The sequence below is a fragment of the Specibacter sp. RAF43 genome, assembly GCF_052114065.1.
Classification (GTDB): Bacteria; Actinomycetota; Actinomycetes; order Actinomycetales; family Micrococcaceae; genus Specibacter.
The window spans coordinates 18824-35625 of record NZ_JBFREA010000041.1 but is presented as its reverse complement, the minus strand read 5'-3'; the positions used below and the strand labels follow the sequence as shown (position 1 = coordinate 35625).

Below are 16802 nucleotides of genomic sequence, written 5' to 3'. Positions count from 1 at the left end.
GCCGGCAACCAATCCCGGATATCCGGGGGCAAAAGGAACGGCGTCTCACGATCAACACGGCGATAATCTCGGGCCATGCTCCATTCTTAAACACCACCCACAACAAAACCGGCACCGCCACACCCAAAAAGCAACAGGCTCAATTTCGCGATTTTTCGACATCTATTGCGGGTCACTTCTGTGTAGTGTGTGCCCATGACAAACTATGCGGTCTTCCTGCGCGGCATCAACGTCGGCGGCATCAACCTCAAGATGGCCGATCTCCGGACCGCCCTGGAGACCCTGCCGGTCACGGGCGTGAAGACGCTGCTGGCCTCGGGGAACTTCGTGTGCGCAACCGGCGCGTCCGACGTCGAGCTAAAGGGGCTCGTGGAGGCCTGCCTGCGGGAGAACTTCGGCTACGACGCCTGGGTGGTGGTCATCGACCGGGCCCGGCTCGCCGCGCTCATCGACGCCTGCCCCTACCCGTCGGACAATGTGAAGGAGCACAGCTACGTCACGCTGGCCTCCAGTGCTGCCGTGCTCGATGATTTGGAGGCGCTGGGCCGTGAGCTCGACGGCGTCGCCCTGACCCGCCTCGCCCCCGAGGCCCTGGCGTGGCTGGCACCGGCCGGCGGCACGCTCGAGAGCCCGTTCAGCAAGCTGACGGCCAAGGCCAAGTACAAAAGCACGACGACGACCCGCAACCTGCGCACGCTGCTCAAGGTCCGCGACGCCATGGCCTAGGCTCCTCACCGTGCGGCGGCAAGTGCCTCGTGAAAGGCCCGGTGCCGGGCGATCTCGGCCTCGGTCGGATCAACCACCAGCACGTCGGCGGCCGCGCTCACGCTCTCGCGCAGGCGCTTCCGGGCCAGCGCGGCGCGGCCGCGGGCCCCGGCGGCGGCGAGGAACTTGCTGGTGACGGCCAGGAAGATGCCCAGCACCACCCCGGCCACCACCAGGAGGGTCGGCAGCGGCCAGCCCTCCACCGTGGGCGCAGCGGGGACGGGCAGCTGGAAATAGCCCAGCCCGGCCAGCACACCGAGCCAGACGAGGCCGCCCACGGCCACCAGCAGCGCCAGCCACTGGATGGCGGAGAACACCGGCCACCACCAGGCCCGCGTGTTGGCTTTCAGGTCCGTGGACGCGACCGCCTGGTCCAGGGCATCAGGGAGCGTTCCCCGGTTGCTGCGCGCGGCCGCCCGGATGGACGCCCGCCACGGGCCCGCGGCGCCATGGCTGGCGGCGTCGGCAAAGTCGCGGACGGCCGAGTCCAGCTGCGCCGCTTCGGCGGCGCCGGCCGGCGGCAGCGACGTCCGGTTCACCGCCGCGGCGCCCTCGCGCCGCAGGCGCAACCGCCGCAGCGGGTCCGTGCGGAAACGGGACAGCCACCGGGTCGCCGGCCAGCCGGTCTGCCGGCTCGCCTCCAGTTTGTAGGACGCCCGCACGGCCGACACCACGGTTTCCACATGCACCGCCTGCGCCAGCCCGGAGGCCAGCGCCTTGCGGTCCTGCTGGTGCACGCCGGCCACCTCGCCGGTTCCCGCCGCGGCGCCCAGGCGTCCGGCGGCGACGGCAACGTCCGCGGCCAGCCGGGCGGATTGGGCGGCCTTGGCCCGCACGACGGCGGCTATCCGCTTGCGCAGTTCCCCCACCCCGGCGCCGGTCGCGGCCGAGACCGCCAGAACGGCGACCCGGTGGAGCCCGTCACGGTCCAGAATGGACCCCAGGGACTCCAGCACGGGCTTGACCTCGGCCGGGGCCAGCTTGTCCACCTGGTTGAGCACCACCAGGGTCACGGCCCCGTGGGCGGAAAACGGCCGGATGAAGTCGTTGTGGATGGCGGCGTCGGCGTACTTTTGCGGATCGAGCACCCACACCAGCACGTCGACCTGCCCGGCCAGGCGCTCCACGGTTTCCCGGTGCGCGTGCCGGACCGAATCGAAATCCGGCAGGTCGAGCAGGACCAGCCCGCCGCCGTCGTCCGCCCAGCCGGGCGCACCCTCGCGGCGCTCCGCGACCTCAAGCCAATCCAGCAGCGGGGCGCTCCCGGCCGGTCCCCACACCATGGCCAGCGGTGCGCTGGTGGTGGGACGGCGGACGGCGACCCGGGCGGCGTCGGTGCCGGAGACGGCGTTGAACAGCGAGGACTTCCCGCTGCCGGTGGCCCCGAAGAACCCCACCACGGTGTGGTCGGCGCTGAGGGAGCGGCGCGAGGTGGCCCGGTCCAGGACGTCGTAGGCGTGCTGGAGCGCGGCGTCGTCCAGGCGGCCCTCCCCCAGCTCGCGGGCCTCATTGAGCGCGTCCAGCTTCCGGGCCAGGGCGGATTCGGTGCGTGCGTCCCGGTGCCGGCTCATGCGCGCGCCCCCAACGTGGCCAGCTGTCCGGACAGTGCGGCCAGCAGCTGCGCCGGCGCCTCGGCCGGCGGCGGCCCGATCCGCTCCAGGAAGCGTTGCCGCTGGCCCGCGAGCAGGCCGGTGCTACGGTCTTGAAGGGACTGGCGGGCCTCGTTCGCCAGCCGCCGGACCGCGTCTTCACCGAAGATGGCTTCGAGCAGCTTTTGGCCCACGACGGCGGTGCCCCCGGCGATGCCGACCTCAATGCCCGTCAGTCCCCCCGTGAAGGAAAAGACCACGATCATCAAGATGACGCCCAGCCCGTTGACGCCGAAGGACAGCCAGCGGGCCTGGGAGCGCTTCGCGGCGCCCTCGGTGCGGATCAGGTTCAGCACGTCGGACTGCCAGGCCCGGATTTCACCGGCCACCTGGGCGGAAAAGTCCTCGGTGACGCCGGAGAGGTCCTCGGCGCCGAGCAGCTGGCGGCCGGCCGGGTCCGCGCGCCAACGCTGGTCCGCGTCCTCACAGGCCCGGGCGGCCTGGTCCACGATGACGGCCTGCAGCCCGGTTTCAATGGCGGTTTCCACCTTGACGGCCGGCGGGGGCTGCCCCTTGAAGAACGCCCCGATCCGGTCCCGGACCCGGCCGATCCCGCTTTCCAGGGCCCGGAAGAAGTCGCCGGTGCCCACGAAGTCCTGCCAGCGGGCCAGGACCTCCCCGCGCAGCAGGGTGCCGTCGCTGGTGGCCCGGTTGATCCGTACGGCCGCGTCGGTGAAGGCCGCGGCGACGTCGTCGGCCAATTGCCGGGCGGACTCATGCTGGGCCAGCGCGGCCTGGGACAACGTCTCCAGCTTCCCGGAGAGTGAGCGCACCGTGCCGGTGAGGGTGCGGCGGGCGATCTCCGCCCGGCCGGCGGAGTCCGCGCCGATGGCGGCGAGCCAGGCGGTGATCGGGCCGAGCGTTCCGGGCGGCAGCATGCCGAGCTCGTCGAGCCGGGTCTCGGGGACCACGAAGAGCCGGGCGTCGGCCAGGCCCTCGTGCGCGAGCATGGCGCGCAGGTCGGCGCCGACTTCCTGCTCGGCGCCGTCGGGCACGCGGTCCAGGACGACGGCGACCAGGATGTCCCGGGATGCCGCGTCCACCAGCAGCTTCCACGGCACGGCGTCCGCGTACCGGTTCGCGGTGGTGACAAAGAGCCACAGATCGGCCGCGGCAAGGAGCTGGGCGGCCAGCTGGCGGTTGTCGTCGGAGACGGAGTCCACGTCCGGGGCGTCCAGCAGCGCCACGCCCTTCGGGACGGAGGGGTCCGGCACCAGGACCAGGGACTGCATGGCGGAGGCGTCCGGGGCGACCCCGGCGCGGGATGCCGGCACGTGGTCCTTGACCAGTTCGCTGCGGACGCGGTGCAGCGTGGGCAGCACCCGCGAGGAGGTGAACCAAGGGGCGTCCTGCGGGTGGTGCAGCAGGATGGGCTGGCGGGTGGTGGGCCGGATGGCGCCGGAGCGGGTCACCGGGTGCCCGACCAGTCCGTTGACCAGCGTGGACTTCCCGGCGCCGGTGGAGCCGCCCACCACGGCGAGCAGCGGCGCGTCGAGGCTGCGGTAGCGCGGGAGAATGTAGTCGTCGAGTTGTTCCAGCGAGGAGGCGGCGGTGGTCCGGGCGGCGTCGACGCCGGGCAGGTCCAGCGGCAGGTCCAGGGCGGCCAGCTGCGCGCGAACGTCCTCAAGCAGGGACACGGCGGCGTCCTGCGCGGCGGCAGTGCTGGCCGCCGGGGCCGGGTCTATTCCAGTCACAGCTTCATCATGCCATTGAGTCCGGCAATACAATCTCACGCCGCAGCCCGATTTCCCCGCCCTTTTGCAAGTGACCCGCAAAAGATGTCGAAAATTCGCGATTTTGGGGTGTTTTTGGACATCTATTGCGGGTCAGTTGCCCAGCGGGTATGCGAAAGTTGCGGGCGGGCATGCGAAAGGCCGGAAACCCTTGAGTTTCCGGCCTTAGCTTGTGACCCCAGCGGGATTCGAACCCGCGTTACCGCCGTGAGAGGGCAGCGTACTAGGCCGCTATACGATGGGGCCCTAATACATTCGATTTTTTTGCTCAGCGAACTCAGAAAACCTTACCTGAACTTTGCCCCGCACGCCAATCGAAATGGCGGCTTTTGCAAGCGCTGGGATACCAGGACTCGAACCTAGAATGTCGGTACCAGAAACCGATGTGTTGCCAATTACACCATATCCCAATGGCTGCGTTCCGCCGCCAAGTCCGCAGCTTTCTTGCGGTCTTCAGCGGCCCTCGCGCCGGGATAAAACTCTACCGGAAAGTTCCCCGTTGTCCAAAACCGGGACCGCATGGGGGCTGAGGCGTGCATCACAAGCCGCCTATGCCCCGTAGTCCGGCACTCCACGTGCAGAATCCATTTAGCATGCTGATTGGAAATGCACGGCCATGCCACGTACGGTGAAGTTCTACGGTGACGTGCACCAGCAGGCCCCGGACTTGACCAAGGATCTTAATTCTCCGTGAACCACCCGCACAAACTGCTCAACGGCAACCCATTGACTTGGTCAACACCGTCCCGCAGGGCAGTCATCACCGGCGGCGCACTGGGTTTGGCGGCCCTGGCACTTGCCGGCTGCGAGAGACCGGCGCCGCCGCTCCCCTCCGCCACTGGCTCCACTGGCGTCCGGCCGTCCGAGCAGGCCAGTAGCTCGCAGGCACTGACAACGCTCGAGGCCCGGATCGTGGCCGGCGACAAGCTGAATCCCAAGAAGCCCTACCGGCGCTTGACCCTGGACGGCCCGCAAGAGCTGGTGGTCCGCGAGGATCTCCACCGGGCCAGCTCCAAGCGCACGGCCACACGGAAGGCGCTGGCCGCCTTCGGACACATCACCGATACCCACATCTTGGATCCGACGTCCCCGGCGCATTCGACGCTCACATTTTTCAAAGCGCCGCCCTCGCTGGACGCGCTTTCCAACTACTACTTCCGTCCCCAGGACTCGCTGACCGTGCATGTCATGGATGCCATGATCCGCCGCTTAAACGCGGTGCGGCAGGGCCCGATAGCACAGAGGCCTTTCGACTTCTATATTTCCACCGGGGACGCCAGCGACAATCGCGGCATGAACGAAGTCCACGCCTTCATTGAAACCCTCAATGGGGAGAAAACCTCGGCCTTCGCGTTCCCCGGCCATTCCGAGAGCCTACAGTCATCACTTGCCCTGCCGGAAGACTTGGCCCGGTTCATCTGGCAACCGGTGCCGCCCAAGGGTGATTCGCCGTCGAAGGTCTGGCAGGACAAGTACGGCTACCCTGTCTGTGCGCATGTTCTTGCGGACGCTTCCAGGCTCGTATCGACGGAAGGGGCAAACGTTCCCTGGTACTCCGGCTTCGGCAACCACGACCAACTCGCCCATGGCGGCGTCAACCAACTCGAGACGCCGTTGGAAAGCTTCTACGCGGCGTTGTCCACTCTGGACAGGCTCCCGCTGGCCCTTCCGCCCCGGACCACGTATGAGGCCTTTGAACAAAAACTGAATTCGTCCACCCAGCCGCAGATCAAAAAGGTGCTCTCCACCATGCCGGGGCAGCCGGTCAAGGGCTCCGCCGAGCGCCGGCCGGCGTCAAAGACGGAATTCATGAGCGCCCATTTGATCAACACCGGGCCACATGGCCCCGTCGGCCATGGCTTCACGGTTGACAACGTTCGTACGGGCCTTGCCTACTACCGTTTCCAGCTTGCGCCAGGCATCGTGGGCCTCATGCTTGACACCACTGACCCCACCGGCGGCGGAAGTGGGTCTGTGGACAGCCGGCAGGCCGCCTGGCTGGAAGCCGAATTGAACAAGGTGTCGGGCGTGCGCTACGACCAGGCCGGCAATAGAATTCGCCGGCAGGTTGAGGACCAGTTGGTCGTTCTGTTCAGCCACCATCCTTCCGCCGTCTTCGGACCCCTTCGATCCGCTTCTGCGGACGACGGCGCCATCACCAGCGCTGAATCCATCCGGGATTTTCTGGGCAGGTACCCGAACGTGATTCTCTGGGTGAGCGGCCATCTTCACAGAAATCTCGTATGGGCGCGGCCAAGCAGCTACGGCGATCATGGCCTGTGGGAGGTCAACACCGCATCTCACATTGACTTTCCGCAGCAGTCGCGTTCGGTGGAAATCATTGACAACAGGGACGGTTCGTTGTCAATTGCCGGCGTGATGATCGACCATTCGGACGCTGTGCGGCTGGACTATGCCAAGCCGTTCACGAGCGCACAGCTGGCGGCCTTCAGCGCAGAGCTTGCCTTGAATGTGCCAGACTCCGGCCCCGCCAAACGCACCGGCACCGCCAAGGACCAGAACGTGGAGCTGTTGCTGAGGAAACCTTTCTAGGCCGGCCAAGCCGGCGCCACCCAGCTGCCAAGTTCCCCCAGCCCGGCCACCACGCACACGCCGTCCGCTGCGGCGCCCGGCGGTACCCCACGGCCTTTCCTGTCCAGCCAGACCCCCTGCAGCCCCGCCTCCGCGGACCCGAGCGCATCCACCCGGTAGTTGTCCCCCACGTACAGCGTCTCCGCCGGGCGGGTGCCGAGCAGGCGGCAGCCCTCCAGGAAGACCCGGGGATCCGGCTTGGCGGCATCCACCGTGTCAATGCCCACCAGGACCCCGATGCGTCCCAGGCCGGCACGGTCCAGCTTGGCGCGCTGGTAGTCGTGGACGTTGTTGCTGACGGCCCCGTAGGGAATGCCGGCCGCATCCAACGCATCCAGGACCGGCACCACGTCGGCGTAGGCCTTGATGAAGTGCGGCTGCGCCCGCTCGAAGTCCTCGATCCAGTCCTGCTCCGCACGGGCATCAAAGCCGGGCGTGCCGAAGTGGTCAAACACGGCCCGGGCCCGCAGTCCGCGCTGCTCGGCGAAGGTGAATTCGCCCGCGACGTAGCGGTCGTAGTAGTTCTCGGCGTCGGCCATGTAGAGGGCGGCGAAGTGATCCCACTCGGCCGCGCCGAAATCAGGCAACAGCGGCCGGCTCGCCGCGATCATGGCCTCCTGCATGGCCCGGTAGAGGTCCACCAGGGTCTCGTCGATGTCAAACAAAACACCCCTGACCGGGGCCGTGAAACGGCCCTGGACAAGGGTGCGCCGCAGTGCGAGGTCTGCCAAGGCGCTAGCCCCGGAAGGCTTTCAGGCGGACCAGGGAGGACTCCTTGCCCAGGATCACCATGGACTCGAACAGGGGCGGGGAGATGCGCCGGCCGGAGAGCGCCGTGCGGACCGGACCGAACGCCAGGCGCGGCTTGACGCCCAGACCCTCCACGAGGGCCGCCTTCAGCACGGTCTGGATGTTCTCCGCCGTCCAGTCCTCCACCGGGGCCAGGGCGGCCAGCGCCGCATCCAGGACCTCGGTGAGGTTCTCCGGCAGGCCCTTGCGGGCGTCGTCGGCGACGTCGACGGCGTCGTCCGCCTTGAACAGGAAGGAGAGCATGTCCGGGGCCTCGCCCAGGAGCGTGATGCGCTCCTGGACCAGCGGGGCGGCCTCGGTGAGGATTTCCTCCTCGCGCGGCGTCAGGGTCTCCCCCACGACGCCGGCGGCCCGCAGGTACGGGACCAGGCGGTTGCGGAAGTCCGTGGCCTCGAGCCGGCGCACGTGGGTGCCGTTGATGGCCTCGGCCTTCTTGAGGTCGAAGCGGGCGGGGTTGCCCAGGACGTCGTGGATGTCAAAGTTTGCCACAAGCTGCTCCACCGTGAAGATGTCCTCGTCGGCGGAGAGTGACCAGCCCAGCAGCGACAGGTAGTTCAGCAGGCCCTCGGGGATGAAGCCGCGGTCCCGGTGCAGGAACAGGCTGGCCTCGGGGTCGCGCTTGGAGAGCTTCTTGTTGCCGGCGCCCATCACGTAGGGCAGGTGGCCGAATAGGGGCAGGTACTCGGCTACGCCGATCTCGTACAGGGCCTGGTAGAGGGCAATCTGCCGGGGCGTGGAGGAGAGGATGTCCTCCCCGCGCAGCACGTGCGTGACGCCCATCAGGGCATCGTCCACCGGGTTCACCAGCGTGTACAGCGGGGCCCCGTTGGGCCGCACGAGGGCGTAGTCCGGGACTGATCCTGCCTTGAAGGTGATCTCGCCCCGGACCAGGTCTGTGAAGGTGATGTCGGTGTCGGGCATCCGCAGCCGCAGCGCGGGCTTGCGGCCCTCGTCCCGGAACGCGGCGAGCTGCTCCGGGGAGAGGTCGCGGTCGTAGTTGTCGTAACCGAGCTTGACGTCCCGGCCCGCCGCCTTGTGCCGCGCCTCGACCTCCTCCGGGGAGGAATAGGACTCGTAGACGTGCCCGCCGGCCACCAGCTTGGCGATGACGTCCTGGTAGATGTCCCCGCGCTGGGACTGGCGGTAAGGGGCGTGCGGGCCGCCGACCTCGACGCCCTCATCCCACGTGATCCCGAGCCATTTCAGGCCGTCGAGCAGCTGCAGGTAGCTTTCCTCGCTGTCCCGCTTGGTGTCGGTGTCCTCGATGCGGAAGATCAGCTTGCCCTGGGTGTGCCGGGCGTACGCCCAGTTGAACAGCGCCGTGCGGATCAGCCCGACGTGCGGGGTGCCGGTGGGCGACGGGCAAAACCGTACCCGGACGGGGGTTTGGGCGGTGACAGTGGGGATGGAGGCAGCATTAGTCATGATGGTTTCTAGTTTAGACTCCCGGGCGGCCGTTGCGGACGAGGCGCATTTTTGGACCCGGGCACGACGCCGGTGACCCGCCTTCCCGAGGCGGGTCACCGGCGTCGTGCCCTAGCCAACCGGCTCGATCACCGGGTGTGGTGCGATTCCTGGAGCTGGTACACGGGCGTGTCCAATCCCTCCATCCGGGCCTTCAGTTGCAGGGCCAGATAGTTCGAATAGTGCCGGCTCTGGTGCAGATTGCCGCCGTGGATCCACAGATTCTCCACGTTGGTGGGCTTCCACATATTGCGCAGCTCCCCTTCCCACGGGCCGGGGTCGCGCGTGGTGTCCGAGCCGTAGCCCCAGCACTTGCCAACGGCGTCCGCGACCTCGGGCGAGACCAGGTCCGACAACCAGCCGTTCATCGAGCCGTACCCGGTGGCGTACACGATCAGGTCGGCTTCCAGCTCCTGCCCGTCCGCCATGACGACGGCGTTGCCGGTGATCTTGGCCACCTGGCCCGAGGCGAGGCGGACCCGGCCGTCGATGACCAGCTGGGAGGCGCCCACGTCAATGTAATAGCCGGAGCCGCGGCGCAGGTACTTCACGAACAGGCCGGAGCCGTCCTCGCCAAAGTCCAAGTCGAAGCCCGCCGCGGCGAGGTCGCTGTAGAACTTCGCGTCGCGGGAGGCCATTTCGGCGTAGACGGGCTTCTGGGCATCCGGCAGGATCCGGTACGGCAGGGAGGCAAAGAGCAGGTCCGCCTTCTCGGTGGTGACCCCGTTGGCCAGGGCCTTCTCCGAATAAAGGTCGCCGAGGCCCAGCTCCATGAGCGTGTCGCTGCGGGAGATGTGCGTGGAGGAACGCTGGACCATCGTGACGTCCGCGCCGTGCTCCCACAGGTCGGCGCAGATGTCGTGCGCGGAGTTGTTCGAACCGATCACCACGGCCTTCTTGCCGGTCCAGTCGCCGATCTTGTCCTTGGCGGCGAAGACCGGCCAATCGTCCGGGAACTTCAGGTACGGCAGGTGGTCGTACCAGACCGGGTCGTGCAGGTGCAGCGACTTGTACCGGTTGCGCCAGGAGTCCCCGGCCCGGGCGTTCTTTTCCACCACGATCGTGGGCACCCCCTGCCGGCGCAAACGCGCCGCCAGGCCGATCCCGCCCTGCCCGCCCCCAATGATCAGGCAGTACGGTTGTTCCTCGTAGCCGAGCCGGGCTTCCGACTCCTGCTTGCGTTCCAGCCAGGACTGGCGGCCCCTGGCAATCTCATGGGACACGCCCTTTTCCCGTCTGGGGCCCTTCCTTTCCTCGAAGCCCTTGAGCTCGCGCATGGTGGTCAACAGCGTCCAGCACTTGCCGTTGCGCAGGCGCAGGTGGCCGTAGCCGGTCGCGGCCCCCGTTTCAAAATTGATCCAGGCCTCCGTGCTTTCCTCGTCGCCGGTGGCGTCCTCCGCCAGGGCCCACTTGGTTGGCGCGACGTGGTCCAGGCGGTCCGTGAGCATTTGGCCGATCTGCTCCCGCCCCTCGAAGGTCTTCAGGTTCCAGGTGAACGCGACAAAGTCACGCCAGAAGCACTCTTCGGCAAACAGCGCCGTGGCCGCCTTGATGTCCTTTGCTTCCAGCGCCGCATCGAGGCTGGCAAGCCAGTCCGCGGCAACGTCGGTGGGTGTTCGCGACATGTCGACTCCTTTTCGGTGGGACCAGCTTCGCGCCCCGGGCCGTGGAGCGTAGGCTGATCGAAACGTGATTGATTTCACAAGTACAGCGCGGCGGGGGTTGCACGGACGTTACACGCCGTGGTGTTTGCCCCGCAGCCCGTCACCGGCGCTCGTACGCCCTCCGTGCCCACCAGGAGAAACGCATGTCCCAGCCACTGCCCGGAGCCGGACTTTTAACTGCCTTGGCGGCATCGGTGCCGTCGAGTCCGCCGGCACTGCGTTTTTCAGATCCCGAACGGTACGCCCGCATTTTGCGGCACGCGCATGCGGACGTCATTGGCGGTGCCAGCCGGCCCGAGATTGCCGCCGGCATCCAGGAATCCTGGCGCCGGTCGCTGGCGTTGGGGATCAGCCCGGACCAGCACAGTCCCCGGCACGTGCGCGACGCCGGCGACGTTGCCGGGCTGCGCGCGGGGCACCCCTTGGCGCCCGTCATCCCCGCCCTCACCGAACTTTTGGGCGACGACTCCCGCGACGGCAGGCAACTGCTGATCATCACCGATGCGTTGGGCGAGGTGCTGTGGCGGATCGGCAGCCACGATGCGCTGGCGCTGGCCGAGACGCTGGAGTTCGTGGAGGGCGCCGACTGGTCCGAGTCCGGCATCGGCACCAATGCCATCAGTGAGGTGCTGCGCACCGGTGCTCCCGGGCAGCTGTTTTCCGCCGAGCACCTGGTGCGCACCCACCACAACTGGGCGTGCACTGCGGCCCCGATCCGGAAGCCGTCGACCGGGGAGCTGCTGGGCGTGCTGGACGTGTCGGGACCGCTGAACACCCTTACCGCCGACTCGATGCGCATGGTCAAGTGTGGGGTCCGGGTGGCTGAGGAGATCCTCGGACGCCTCGGGGCCGGCGCCGCGGAGCGGGCGGTTCCCGCGGCCCCCGCGGCGGCACATCACGGCATTGCGCGCATCGAGTTGTTGGGCGAGCGGCCCTCCGTGGTCCACGCGGACGGGTCCCGGGTTGCCCTGACCCTGCGCCGGGCGGAGATCGTGGCGCTGTTGTGCTCCCGGCAGCACGGCTGGAGCGCCGACGAACTCGCCTACGAGCTGTACGGGGAAACAGGGACGGCGGCCAGCGTGCGCATTGAAATGCATCGGCTCCGGGCGGTGCTGGGACCGGTGATTTCCTCCCACCCCTACCACCTGTTGGAGTCCCTGGCGGCCGTGGTGGACGCCAGCCAGGTCCGGGCCGCGTTGCAAAGCGGTGACGTCCCCGCCGCCATGACCCGCTACCACGCGCCCCTGCTGAGCCGATCGACGGCGATGGCCGTGGGGCTGCTCCGGGAGGAACTGGATGCCGCCGTGCGAAGCGCCGCCCATGCGAGCGCATCCGTGCACTCACTCACGCACTGGCTATCCACGGACATGGGCGCGGCGGACACCACGGCGGTCAGCGCGTTGGAGAAGCTGCTCGGCCACGGCGATCCCAGGACCCTGGCCTTCGCCGCCCGGGCGCGGCGCCTCGACGACGCGCTGCGGTAGAAAAACTGACCCGCAATACATGTCGAAAAATCGACGAATCGGGCGAATTTTCGACATATATTGCGGGTCAGTCCAGGAGGGGGCTAGCTGAAAAGGGCGTTCTTCGGCTCGTTGTTTTTCACGAACTGCCAGCCAAACCACAGCACCAGCGCGAAGACCGGGATGGCGCACAGGGTCCACAGGCCGAGGTGGAAGACGCCGCCGTCGCCGTCGGGCATGGTGTCAAAGGCAATCAGGACCGTGATGACCAGCAGGGCGAGCAGGCCGGCCCAGCCGGTCCACGGCGAGCCGGGCATGGGCAGCGAGGAAACCCTGCCCCGCTTGTGCCGGAGCATGATCTGGCAGGCGAAGATGGAGCCCCAGGTGAAGATGACGCCGATGGAGGCCGTGTTCAGGGCGAGGTCAAAGGCGTGCGAGCCGCCCAGCCACAGGTTCGCGCCGACGCCGACCGCGTAGACGCCGGCGATGCTCAGGATGGCCGCGTACGGCACGTGGCGGGAGGACATCCCGGTCAGCCACTGGGGCGCATGGCCGTTGTTGGCCATGGTGCGGAAGATGCGCCCGATCGAGTACAGCCCGGAATTGCAGGAGGACAGCGCCGCGGTGATGACCACAAAGTTCATGACCGAACCCACCCAGTCCAGGCCCATCGCGGCAAACACCGTCACAAACGGGCTCTCCCCGGACTTGTACTGGTCCGAGGGCATGATCATGGCCAGCAGCGTCACCGAGCCCACGTAGAACACCACGATGCGAACCACGACGGCGCGGATCGCCTTGGGCACTTCGCGTGCCGGATTCTGCATCTCGCCGGCGGCGATGCCGACCAGTTCAATGGCGTTGTAGGCGAAGATCACCGAGTTCAGCACCAGGATCATGACCAGCCCGCCCTTGGAGAACATGCCCCCGTCGGCCGCGAACAGGTTGTTGACGGTGGCGTGCTGGCCGCCGACCTGGGCGTTGAGCACCACCATGACCGTGCCCACGACCAGGAACAGGACGATGGCCCCGACCTTCAGGCAGGAGGCCCAAAACTCGAACTCGCCAAACGCCTTGACGCTGAGCAGGTTTACGCCCACCAGCAGGGCCAGGGCGCACAGGGCGCTGACCTCCACGGGGACGCCGGGGAAGAAGTATTGGAAGTACAGGCCGATGGCGATCAATTCGGCCACGCCGGTCATGGCCCAGTTGATGAAGTACATCCAGCCGGAGAGGAAGGCGCCCTTCTTGCCGAACAATTCCCCGGCGTAGGAGACGAACGAGCCGGAGGTCTGCCGGTACATGACCAGCTCCCCCAGCGCCCGCATCAGCAGGTAGGCGATGACCCCGGCAATTGCGTAGGAGAAGATCAGGGACGGGCCGGTGCTGGCCAGCCGTCCGCCGGCGCCCATGAACAGGCCGACGCCGATGGCCCCACCCATGGCGATCATGGTCACGTGCCGCCGCGACAGCGTCCGTTGGTAGCCTTCGCTGGTGATGGAGCCCGCGGCGGGCGCTATGGGAGGGGTGTCGATTACTTCATGTGACACACGAAAATCCTTAAGTCGTCGATTGCCCGTTGCGAAACCCCCAACCGGCGCGGTGTTCGACGTCGCTGGGCACAAAAGGCTTGACAAGCTTACTACAAGGGTTTACGAGTGATTAAAGTCACGGCCGCCGGCGACAATCACTGCCGCCGGCGGCGGCGGGTGAGCCGCCCGCGGACGGGACGGCCCGGCGTCGTCCGTCCCGGCCGGCTAGCGGCGGACCACCGGGTTGGCGAGGCGGCCGATGCCCTCGATCTCGATCTCGTAGCGGTCGCCGGCGGTGACGAGGCCGACGCCGGCCGGGGTACCGGTCATGATGACGTCGCCCGGGAGCAGGGTGAAGGCGCGGGAGACGATGGAGACGAGTTCGCGGACGCTGCGGACCATCTGGTTGGTGTTCCCGTCCTGGCGGAGCTCGCCGTTGAGCCAGCCCTTGATATTGAGGTCGTCCGGGTCGAGCTCGGTTTCGATCCACGGGCCGAGCGGGGCGGAGGTATCGAAGCCCTTGGCGCGTGCCCACTGGCCGTCGGATTTTTGCACGTCGCGGGCGGTGAGGTCGTTGCCGCACGTGTAGCCGAAGATGACCTCGTCCACGCGCTCCTCCGGCACGTCCTTGCAGATCCGCCCGATGACCACGCACAGTTCGGCCTCGTAGGAGACCTCTTCGGAGAACTCGGGGAGCACGATGGGCTCGCCCGGGCCGACGACCGAGGTGTTGGGCTTGAGGAAGAACAGTGGGCTGGCCGGGACCTCGTTGCCGAGTTCGCGGGCGTGGTCGGCGAAGTTGCGGCCCACGCCCACCACCTTGCTGCGCGGGATGATCGGGGCCACCAGACGGACGTCCTCCAGCGGGTACCGGATGGTGGTGGGGACTACGCCGTTGAAGAACGGGTCGCCCTTGATGACGGTGACCACTTCACTGCCGGGCTCCCCTTCCACAATTCCGTACTTCGGGTCATTATCAACAACAAAACGGGCGATACGCATGGGAGAGAGTCTATCGCGCCGCCCGCGGCGGCTCGTCCCCGGACGCGGGATCCTCCTTACTTTCCACATCCTCGCGCCGCTCCTGGATGAGCTCCTTGGCACGCACCAGGCGCAGGGCCGTGACGAGCACCAGCCCCCCAAGGACGTTGAACAGTGCCGTGTACCAGAACCAGTTCCACCACTGCAGGTACCCAAACGCCGCGCCGGCGTGGATGGCCCCAAAAATTATCAGCGAATCCAGCACGGAGTGGAAGAGCGGCAGGCCGGCGAGCACGAAGCCGCAACCCACCGCCGCCACGATCTTGCCCGCCATCGAGTCGGTGCCGTGCTGCATGCGCGTCATCAAGGTGATGGTGCTGCCGCCCAGGACGGCCAGGGCGGCGGTCTGCAGCGACAACGGGGCCAGGGCGTAATGCGCGGCGGAGTCGATGACGTTCCCGCCCCATTCCGGAAAGGCGGCCATGACCAGCCACATGACGCACCAGCCGCCCACAAGGTTTCCCGCCAGGGTACCGAGCCACAACTTGAACAACTGGCCCGCCGGGGCCTCCTTGGCCGCAACGGCGGCGATCGGCACCAGGAAACCCTCGGTGAAAAGTTCGCTCTTGGCCAGCAGCAATGCCACAAGCCCGATGCTGAAGGCCAGCCCCGCCAGCAGCCGGCTGCCGGTTTCGTGCTCCACCGCCAGGTACGCCATCACCCCCAGGCAGACCTCGATGCCGCCAAATAGTCCCGTAACAACCACCGAGGGCCAGGTCCGGTGCAGCCGCTGTGCGCCTTCCTCCACGATGCGATCAAAGGAAGATTCCAGCGCTTCTTCCACGGGAGCGTCGTTATCGCCCAGTTCGCCCCTGCGTTCCTCGTCCTCCACGGTTCCTCCCTGCCGCTCGCGTCCTTCCCACGGGGCCCTGCGGTCACCGCGGCCTGACGATGTCCGTGTATCGTACGTCGTCCTGGGCCCCACCGGTCCGTGCCGCTGTCCGAAAACCCGCCGTCCTTCTCTGCCACCCTCCATTGGACAGACCCCCGGGGTCCTCTGACACGATCGGATGATGACTGATTTCAACGGTGCGTTCATTCCCATCCTGGCCATACTGGCCGCCACCGCGGCGGCGCTGCTGCTGACGGCAATGCTGCGGTGGACTGCCAATCGCGTTTTTCACAAGGTGGCGGACTTCCGGCGTCGATCCACGCAGGCCAAACTCCCGGTGTTTGGTGTGCTGCTTTTCCTGGGTGTGCGCCTGGCCTTGGCTGCCACGGTGTCGGAGCAGCCCTGGTTCGCGGGAGTCGATTTCGTCCTTGTCGCCGGGCTCATCGCGGCACTGTGCTGGCTGGCGCTGGCCGGTCTGGTCATCGGGGAGCGCTTGCTGCTGCGCCGATTCTCCGGTCGCATCGGCGACAACCGGCGGCTTCGCAGGCTCACCACCCAGGTGACCCTGGGACGGCGCTTCATCGCGGCCCTGATGATCACCCTGGCGGTGGCGGGATTGCTGCTGACCATTCCGGAGGTTCGGGCCGTCGGCACCGGCCTGCTGGCCTCGGCCGGGCTCATTTCCATCGTGGCGGGGCTCGCCGTGCAAAGCACCCTGGCCAATGTCTTCGCCGGGGTGCAACTGGCACTCACCGACGCCATCCGGATCGACGACGTCGTTGTTGTGGAGAAGTTGTGGGGCCGAATCGAGGAAATCACCATGACCTACGTGGTGGTGCGCGTCTGGGACGAGCGGATGTTTATTCTGCCCTCGACCTACTTCACCACGACCCCCTTTGAAAACTGGACCCGGAACAGCCCCAAGATCATGGGCAGCGTGGAACTCGACCTGGACTGGCACGCTCCCGTGTCCGAGCTCCGCGCGCACCTCGAGGTGGTCCTGGCCGCCACTCCCCTCTGGGACGGGCGCACCGGCAAGCTGGAAGTGACCGACGCCGTCGACGGCCTGGTCCGCGTCCGGGTCTTGGTCAGCGCCGCCGACAGCGGCGCCTTGTGGGACCTGCGCTGCCTGGTGCGGGAGGAAATGATCTCACACGTCCAGCAAACACACCGGGCCTCGCTGCCCCGGCAACGCTGGGAGATGATCACCGCCGCTTCCTAGCCTCAACCGGATCTAGCCCGCAATAGATGTCGAAA

General features: G+C 67.4%; 12 protein-coding genes and 2 tRNA genes. 4 read left to right on the top strand and 10 right to left on the bottom strand.

Annotated elements, in window-relative coordinates:
- Positions 1–195 precede the first annotated feature (195 nt).
- Positions 196–726 (top strand): DUF1697 domain-containing protein, encoded by a 531-nt coding sequence (locus AB4Y80_RS16190; RefSeq protein ID WP_442215367.1) that lies wholly within the window; start codon positions 196–198, stop codon positions 724–726.
- A gap of 5 nt (positions 727–731) precedes the next feature.
- On the opposite strand, the gene AB4Y80_RS16185 is transcribed toward AB4Y80_RS16190, so the two are convergent.
- The 4 genes from AB4Y80_RS16185 to AB4Y80_RS16170 all read right to left on the bottom strand — a co-directional run bounded on the left by AB4Y80_RS16185 (position 732) and on the right by AB4Y80_RS16170 (position 4557).
- Positions 732–2336 carry a GTPase gene (locus AB4Y80_RS16185; protein ID WP_442215366.1) on the bottom strand — a complete coding sequence of 535 codons (1605 nt, stop codon included), beginning with the start codon at positions 2334–2336 and terminating at the stop codon, positions 732–734.
- Positions 2333–4108, bottom strand: a complete 1776-nt coding sequence (locus AB4Y80_RS16180) for a dynamin family protein (protein ID WP_442215365.1) — start codon at positions 4106–4108, stop codon at positions 2333–2335. Before AB4Y80_RS16180 ends, AB4Y80_RS16185 begins: the two co-directional genes overlap by 4 nt.
- A gap of 212 nt (positions 4109–4320) precedes the next feature.
- A tRNA-Glu gene (locus AB4Y80_RS16175) sits at positions 4321–4393 on the bottom strand.
- 92 nt (positions 4394–4485) lie between these two features.
- A tRNA-Gln gene (locus tag AB4Y80_RS16170) sits at positions 4486–4557 on the bottom strand.
- Positions 4558–4837: 280 nt separating this feature from the next.
- On the opposite strand from AB4Y80_RS16170, the gene AB4Y80_RS16165 reads away from it, so the two are divergent.
- Positions 4838–6700, top strand: coding sequence for a TIGR03767 family metallophosphoesterase (locus AB4Y80_RS16165; RefSeq protein WP_442215364.1), 1863 nt, complete (start codon positions 4838–4840; stop codon positions 6698–6700).
- Here the strand turns inward: AB4Y80_RS16165 and AB4Y80_RS16160 are convergent.
- From AB4Y80_RS16160 to AB4Y80_RS16150, 3 genes are all read right to left on the bottom strand, one after another.
- On the bottom strand, positions 6697–7470 hold the full coding sequence (locus AB4Y80_RS16160; RefSeq protein WP_442215363.1) for an HAD family hydrolase: 774 nt from the start codon (positions 7468–7470) through the stop codon (positions 6697–6699). The two genes, AB4Y80_RS16165 and AB4Y80_RS16160, sit on opposite strands and share 4 nt — an antisense overlap.
- A gap of 4 nt (positions 7471–7474) precedes the next feature.
- Positions 7475–8974, bottom strand: a complete 1500-nt coding sequence (gene gltX, locus AB4Y80_RS16155) for a glutamate--tRNA ligase (RefSeq protein WP_442215362.1) — start codon at positions 8972–8974, stop codon at positions 7475–7477.
- 128 nt (positions 8975–9102) lie between these two features.
- Entirely contained in the window at positions 9103–10638 is a 1536-nt protein-coding gene (locus AB4Y80_RS16150) for an NAD(P)-binding domain-containing protein (RefSeq protein WP_442215361.1), read from the bottom strand.
- Positions 10639–10820: 182 nt separating this feature from the next.
- Here AB4Y80_RS16150 and AB4Y80_RS16145 point away from each other — a divergent pair, with 182 nt between their 5' ends.
- Positions 10821–12161 carry a GAF domain-containing protein gene (locus tag AB4Y80_RS16145; RefSeq protein WP_442215360.1) on the top strand — a complete coding sequence of 447 codons (1341 nt, stop codon included), beginning with the start codon at positions 10821–10823 and terminating at the stop codon, positions 12159–12161.
- 83 nt (positions 12162–12244) lie between these two features.
- On the opposite strand, the gene AB4Y80_RS16140 is transcribed toward AB4Y80_RS16145, so the two are convergent.
- The 3 genes from AB4Y80_RS16140 to AB4Y80_RS16130 form a co-directional block, all read right to left on the bottom strand.
- Positions 12245–13690, bottom strand: a complete 1446-nt coding sequence (locus AB4Y80_RS16140) for an amino acid permease (RefSeq protein WP_442215359.1) — start codon at positions 13688–13690, stop codon at positions 12245–12247.
- Between the two features lie 207 nt (positions 13691–13897).
- Positions 13898–14674, bottom strand: a complete 777-nt coding sequence (locus AB4Y80_RS16135; protein WP_442215358.1) for a fumarylacetoacetate hydrolase family protein — start codon at positions 14672–14674, stop codon at positions 13898–13900.
- Positions 14675–14684: 10 nt separating this feature from the next.
- Positions 14685–15545 carry a formate/nitrite transporter family protein gene (locus AB4Y80_RS16130; protein ID WP_442215357.1) on the bottom strand — a complete coding sequence of 287 codons (861 nt, stop codon included), beginning with the start codon at positions 15543–15545 and terminating at the stop codon, positions 14685–14687.
- Between the two features lie 181 nt (positions 15546–15726).
- Here AB4Y80_RS16130 and AB4Y80_RS16125 point away from each other — a divergent pair, with 181 nt between their 5' ends.
- Positions 15727–16767 (top strand): mechanosensitive ion channel family protein, encoded by a 1041-nt coding sequence (locus tag AB4Y80_RS16125; RefSeq protein WP_442215356.1) that lies wholly within the window; start codon positions 15727–15729, stop codon positions 16765–16767.
- Positions 16768–16802 lie beyond the last annotated feature (35 nt).